At 40.9% G+C, this 6,673-nt stretch carries 6 protein-coding genes and 1 pseudogene; 3 read left to right on the top strand and 4 right to left on the bottom strand.

Going from position 1 to position 6,673, the window contains the following annotated elements:
- Positions 1 to 607: 607 nt before the first annotated feature.
- Both bglS and arsM read right to left on the bottom strand, forming a co-directional pair.
- Entirely contained in the window at positions 608 to 1,321 is a 714-nt protein-coding gene (gene bglS / locus ABIA61_RS26550) for a beta-glucanase (protein WP_283653430.1), read from the bottom strand.
- A 316-nt stretch (positions 1,322 to 1,637) separates the two neighbouring features.
- Positions 1,638 to 1,929, bottom strand: a pseudogene (arsM, locus tag ABIA61_RS26545) (arsenite methyltransferase); the annotation flags it as partial.
- Between the two features lie 859 nt (positions 1,930 to 2,788).
- Here arsM and ABIA61_RS26540 point away from each other — a divergent pair.
- The gene (locus ABIA61_RS26540) at positions 2,789 to 2,932 is read left to right on the top strand and encodes a hypothetical protein (protein WP_404581508.1); all 144 of its coding nucleotides are present in this window, start codon (positions 2,789 to 2,791) and stop codon (positions 2,930 to 2,932) included.
- Between the two features lie 266 nt (positions 2,933 to 3,198).
- Here the strand turns inward: ABIA61_RS26540 and ABIA61_RS26535 are convergent, their stop codons facing one another.
- Entirely contained in the window at positions 3,199 to 3,342 is a 144-nt protein-coding gene (locus ABIA61_RS26535; RefSeq protein ID WP_283653429.1) for a hypothetical protein, read from the bottom strand.
- Positions 3,343 to 3,592: 250 nt separating this feature from the next.
- Between ABIA61_RS26535 and ABIA61_RS26530 the strand changes: the two genes are divergently transcribed.
- Entirely contained in the window at positions 3,593 to 4,018 is a 426-nt protein-coding gene (locus ABIA61_RS26530; protein ID WP_283653428.1) for a TetR/AcrR family transcriptional regulator, read from the top strand.
- A gap of 148 nt (positions 4,019 to 4,166) precedes the next feature.
- Here the strand turns inward: ABIA61_RS26530 and ABIA61_RS26525 are convergent, their stop codons facing one another.
- The gene (locus tag ABIA61_RS26525; RefSeq protein WP_404559674.1) at positions 4,167 to 4,298 is read right to left on the bottom strand and encodes a transposase; all 132 of its coding nucleotides are present in this window, start codon (positions 4,296 to 4,298) and stop codon (positions 4,167 to 4,169) included.
- A 636-nt stretch (positions 4,299 to 4,934) separates the two neighbouring features.
- Here ABIA61_RS26525 and ABIA61_RS26520 point away from each other — a divergent pair.
- Positions 4,935 to 6,673, top strand: a 1,739-nt coding sequence (locus tag ABIA61_RS26520) for a condensation domain-containing protein (RefSeq protein ID WP_404581506.1), incomplete at its 3' end; no start/stop codon positions are given.

The raw sequence follows: 6,673 nt of genomic DNA, 5'->3' as shown, positions 1-6,673 counted from the left end.
ACGAAGAAATCGGTTGAATGGCAGTTTACTACCGAGCAGGCTAGAGGTAAATTAAAACATCTCTATCCTCAAATTTGATTTGGTCAAGGTACTAGGAACATATTTCAAACCTAAGCTAGCCTGTTCATAATTGAAGCCAACGTCCAAAAAGCCTTGAAAGGCACATGTTAATGTATCAAAGCGAGTCGCTAAGCAGATGTCAATAAGCAGTATATGGTCAGGAAAGAAAATAGAAAACGCGAGCGTGAGTATCCTAAGGTGGAATGGACAGCAATATAAGCTTGAACTTGAAGCTGAACCGGGGATGATTCCTTCAAACGTAATACTTGTTGTCTGACTTCCCTTCATTAAAGTTGGTTCCTGAGTTATAAACCGATTGGAGTTACATGACCCCTTTCCTGTATTGGTATCTTTAAAGTAATTGAAGCAGGAAAATGCTAACCATCCGCAAACATATGGGTTAAACAGGGGATTTATTAAATACCTGATTATATTCAGCTGCGCATCGGTGATCGCCAGCTTTGAATAGATTTCCAGCGATTTTATTCATGGCCGAATGCATCATCAAAAAAAACAGCCACTACAGGGCTGCTTTTGGTACTATGGGCTAATTGCTCGTGTATTTTACCCAATCATATTCAGCGTATAGCGGATTCGCTCCATTATACGAACCTAGCCAGTCGTCAACGCCAGTGCCATTCCATAAATTCATCATAATCTTGCCTGGCGTGCTTGGTATGTTTGTAGTTGCCGTATGCTTTAGAACCCCGTCAACATACCACTTAATGTATCCTGGCTGCCAATCGAATGCATAGGTGTGAAAGCCTTTTGATGCATCGAAGCCCAGATCTACAATCTTCTCGTGACCACCGACCCCGTTTGTATAATAGTTGAATTGCACTTTTGTCGTGTCTTTGCCTAAAAATTCAATATCTATTTCATCCCATTGCGTGCCATCAGTAGGTCCCGTATACGTGAAAAAGGAAGATACGATTCCTGTATTTTTAGTAGGATTCATGCTGACCTCGTATAAGCCGTATCCGTAAGTGTTCGTCGATCGATACTCTCCGCAGTCAAATTTATTGTATGCAGAACTCGTTAAGCCAAGCTTCATTTTGCCATCGTTAGTAAAATTGACATTATTGGCACGCCAAGTGCAATTAAACATGTTCCCATTTGAATATCCATCCGCCTTTTCCCATGCACCTGAATTAAAGTAATTAAGTGGTTCCCAAAAAACATACCCCGCAGAAGCGTTTACCGTAAACAACAAAGAGACAATTCCAGTTGCCAGTAAAGTAAACCAAGATTTCTTCTTCATTTTACACCTCCATAAAAGATTGACCAAACATGAAAGAAATGGCTGACAATGATACATTATTTCAAGTATTGGCCAACTTACCGGACAGATATAAAACGCTTCCATATTTGGTATCTTCATTGTAGTCTAAAATTGAGGCGTACACTATAGCAAACTTAACGCTCGAAACATAATTTAAAAAAAACTAAATTTTATCAAGTTGTGGTTTAAAAATGCACCGCTGGGCCGCTACTCACGCCGATAACTAGAGCGCCTACGTCGGGCGAGAGCAACCCGGCCAAAGCGCTCTATGTTCCTGTCGTTCGTTTCACGCAGCAGAAGCCAAAAAACAATCGAATCCGCCGCCGCTGCCCAGATCGAGAACAACTTCTCCTGCTTTCAGTTCTGCAATAGCTTGTGGGTTACCATAGCCAAGTCCGAGATTTGTTCCTTGAGGGACAGCTGTTAACTCCTCAGTCGAATAACCCATTTGTGATGAGAGGCTATCCGCATCTGACGGAGCTCCACAGCAGCTGCCTGCTGCGGGGGGGATTGACTTCCTTAACAGCAATCTGTTGGTAATGGTTCCGTACATTTTGGCGGATTTCATCATTCGTCAGTTTATTCATATCAAAACACTCCTTTAATTTGAATGGGATAGGTGGAGCAGAATTTGAATGCTTCTTATGTTTGTTAGCAGCAAGGCGCACAATTGAGTGAATTGGAAAAAGATAAATATAAGCCGTCAATAGAAACCTTAATCGCCCTAAAACTAAACTTTAATGTTAATTTGGAGTGGCTGCTAATGGAGGAGTATGTAAGTTCCGATAATGGGTTATTTTGTGTGCTATTAGATAATCTTGAATCAAACTTATCTCAGGATTTCGAAAGTTAGACCTGATCGACTATTATTAATTTTGGATATGGAAATCGATTTTCAAATGCTAATATGTGTTGTAGAATACAGTACATCCTTCTGTGACTAATAATTATAAAACCAGTAAATAAAAAGATTTATATCTAAAATAAAATAGTTGTCTACGGACAGTGAAGTTGTGTACTAAAATTAATGACAGAAAATAAGATTATTTCTATAATGTAACACACCTGTTGATTAACCACTAAATGGTAGAAAAAGTCTATCACGATCCCATTCATCCTTCAATCTATTCTGACACCGGAAGAAGTGCAAAGCGTTGCCAAGGGAGCAGATTATGAAGACAAAGCCCGTAAATTCACAGTAACCCACTTACTTCAATACTGGTGTGTAGCTGCCTTAGAACAATGGGACAGTTATCGTTCCGGTGTGGACCATGCCGCTCGCAGTGGCTTACCTAAGATTCATTATTCGTGTTTTTCCACCAAAGCGGCCGAAATCCCCTTTGCTATATTTAAGGAGCTTTTCATCGGGTCATTCACAAGTGTAGCCGAGAAACACGCCGAAAACTTACGTTTCCCAAAGAATTACTCCTGATCGATTCGACCACCATGACGGTGGGAAAAACACGACTGCCCTGGGCTCCTTATCACGGGGAGCGCGCAGGTATTAAACTTCATGTCGCTTTACGAGTCCAAAATGGGCAACTCCTTCAGGTGGTCGAAACGCTGGTTCCAAACATGATGGCCTCGTGAGCGAAGCGTTGGCTCAACCGGACTACATTGTGGTCAGTACAAGTTGAAAGAGATTAGTGATGATATTTATTCGGTGTATAAAAGACCAGATATTCCATATCATGAATTCGGGGTCCTCCGATGTCATTAGACTATTTTTAGAATTTTTTATGCATTTTGTTTGCCAGTAGGGGAAATATCGGAGGGAATCGTTTAACTAGACCTGCTTCTAAGTGTGAGTTCACCCCCTGCGTCCGTCACTGTTGGTATGAATAGTACAGTTTGCGTCAGGAAGCCAAAGTAACTATTTTATCAACTACCGTTGTAGGGTATCCGGTTCCATGTGGATTTTTTTTGGTTTTCAAATTGCCCGGATCCAACAGGTTCACGAGTATGCCATTCTTCGCTTCTTCCACGGCCACGGTTCTCATCTCATATCAAATACTCCGTTTCGATTATTTTCATAAGATAAACACCTTTAGATTAAATACCACATTGTTAGTACAATCTCAAAATATCCAGAATCACAATAACCAATAAACGAGTTAATGTTATCAATTCAACAAATCGTCTAGTGTTTGTTTAAATGATGTGGGAAGAGGAGGATCGTATGGTCGGAGTAAGAACAATAGAAGAACCAAATATACGATAGACCTCATCAAGAAGAGTTTCCTTGCTCTGTTGGAAACGAGAAAATTGCCTCAAATAACGGTCACCGAAATATGCAAACAAGCTGACATTAACCACAGGACCTTCTATCTTTACTACAAAGATCCTTATGAATTATTTGAAGTGCTGCAAAAGGAATTTAACCAAGAAAATTGGATACATTGCAAAATGATCAAAGTCCTACACGGTAAATGGGTCGTTAATCAAGCTATTGAACATAATCCAAGAGAAGAAAACGATCTACTGTTGATTTGTTTTGATGCAGAGGAAGAGATTAGCTTTGTGACTTCCGTCGAAACACATCTGCTACCTCAACAATTAGTTTGTTTCTGGCAGTACATTACTGTGCGAGGGAAGAAACTTCGTATCTTATTTGAAGCAGGGAGTGAATCAAAAAAATCCTCATTGAAGCTCATGTGCCTCCAGAAACGAATATAGAAGCTAAATTCACGGCGGGTGTCGTGATTCTAAACGGAGGACGGCAACGTCGATATTGTTGGGACATTCGGAGAGGTGGCCGGGATTACAGAATCCTCCAACGTGCAGATAAAGCTAAGTACGGATATCCGGCTGACGGGAGGAAGCGCTACATTGGGCTGGCTGGAAAGGTCTCGCTGTCATCCTGTTTGCATTCGGCAACCCAACGGTACAGCGTGTTTGCGGAAATCCCAAGCTCACGCGCCACTTGCGCAACAGCTTTCCCTGTTTCTTGAATCATTTGAACGCTGAACTTTGAATGCTTTATCATATTTTTTGCTCATTTGGACACCTCGAATGAATTTGATTTTATTCTCGAATTCTCGTTTCTTGGTGTCCACTTTTTAGTTTTGCGTCATCTTGAACTCTACAAGCCTACTCGCTATTTTCATGCTGTGTTTGCGAATGAGAAATCATGATTGTGTATATTGTGTATATAGACAGAAAAAAGTGGTTTAGTAGATTACAGACAACCCACTGAGAAATGAGTGACCGGAATAAGAAAGACGTATTTTTAAAGCTGAATTTAAAGAGCAGAGGATTCAATTTAATATCAGATCGGAACCCGAGAATCAAAGAATAGATTTAACACCGTCTTCCTTGAGAAATTAGGTAAACCAGTGTAAAAATCCAGATTATTCAAGAAAAAATAAAAGCGATTCCCAGAAGGAGGGGAATTTATAAAGCGTTTTCAATTATAGATGATATGTTAAAGGTTAGTAGAAAAAAATAAATCAATAATTTAACAATTCGACAATTTTAACGTTACTTCGACAAAAATATGATGTTATGATATGGATGTTGGTAAATTAATGTTTTTACGTTTTGTGTTGACAAGGTTCGTATTACAAATTAGCACATAAAGCGAGGCGTAAATATGGAACATACTGAAAAAACATTGTATCCGTTAACACAAGCACAACAACGAATCTGGTATACCGAAATGCTGAATCCGAATACGGCTTCCTGTCTTCTTTCGGGCACGATTAAATTCACGGTTCCTATAAATCTTTATTTATTACAGCATGTTATTGAAACAGTCATTAAGCGGCACACTGCTTTCCGCATAAAGCTGATGACTGAGCGGGAGGAAACGAAGCAATATATCGGTCCTCTTACATATAATACAATAGTTCATGTGGAGATACCGGAAGAAAACTATGAACAGTATGTGGACAGTTGGCTCGATATTCATAATAGAGAACCTCTCAAACTCTATGATTCTGATTTATACCAATTCATAATTTTTAAAATTAAAGACAAATGCTTTGGTTACAACATCAAAATTCATCATATAATATCCGACGGAATCAGTCTGGCTAATCTGGTAAACGAAATTACAAAAACCTACACGGATATTAAAGAGGGTCAATTCCCACCCTCGTCGAATGCAGGCTCTTACATCGATTACATATTTACTGAAAAAAATTATGAACAATCGGAACGTTATCAAAAAGATAAAGCGTTTTGGTTGGAGCAGTTTCAAACGTTACCGGTTCTAACCGAACTCAAACCACACAATTCATTACTGACAAGTACCAAGGGTGAACGAAAATATTTTGATATTGATGCCGAATTATATCAACGTATTAAGCTGTTTTCGGATCAATATAAAATCAGTATGTTTACGTTTTTCCTAAGCGCATTCTACGTATACATGAATAAAATGACGCACGAAAGCGATATGGTGGTTGGAACCAATTATGTGAATCGCTCTACGAGAGAGGAAAAAGAAACTCTCGGAATGTATGTGAGCACCACAGCTGTAAGAATATTTGTAGACCCTCAGGAAGAAGTACTTTCCTTTCTTCAAAAGGTATCTAAGTTGCAGTCCAAAATTTTACGTCATCAAAAATATCCATATAACCAGCTCATCAAGGATATTCGTGAGTTGCATACAGCTCAGGACATTCAAAGGTTGTTTGGAACGGCAATGGAGTATAGACCACTGACCGTGCAGGAAATCGACGGGGCTCCGTTAATTGCTTATACGAATTTTTGTGGGGATGAGGTCAACGATTTGTTGATTCATGTCGTCGAAAAAATAGATAAGCATGCGATGGAAATATACGTCGATTATCGTACAGAGTTGTTTAACGGTGAGGAAATTTCATCCATCATGTCTTATCTACTGAACATTGCGCGTGGAATGTCAGGTTCTCCGAATTGTACTATAGCCGAATTATCCATGATGGATGAAGACGAAGTAAAGGCAACGCTCTATGACTGGAACGATACGGCGGCAGATTATCCGCGGGGGCAGACGGTAGAGCAGCTGTTTGAACAACAGGTGGGGCGTACACCGGAACAGACGGCAGTCATCTGCGAGGATCGCAGGCTCACCTACCGGGAGCTCAATGCTCAGGCCAATCGGTTGGCGCATAGCCTCCGGGCAGCCGGGGTGCAGGCCGACCATCGGGTTGCGATCTGTGCCAAACACAGCGCAGAGGTGGTCATCGCCATTCTCGCTGTCCTGAAAGCAGGCGGGGCCTACGTGCCGATGGACCCGGCTTCTCCGGATGAACGGATCGCCTACATGCTTCAAGATTCAGGCGCTCGCATCGCGCTGGTGGGGGACGGAGTCCAGCTTCCGGCGGACTATAACGGCAGGGTGCT

Source organism: Paenibacillus sp. RC21, assembly GCF_044907935.1.
Taxonomy (GTDB): Bacteria; Bacillota; Bacilli; order Paenibacillales; family Paenibacillaceae; genus Paenibacillus; species Paenibacillus terrae_A.
This window is presented reverse-complemented; position numbering and strand designations above follow the sequence as displayed.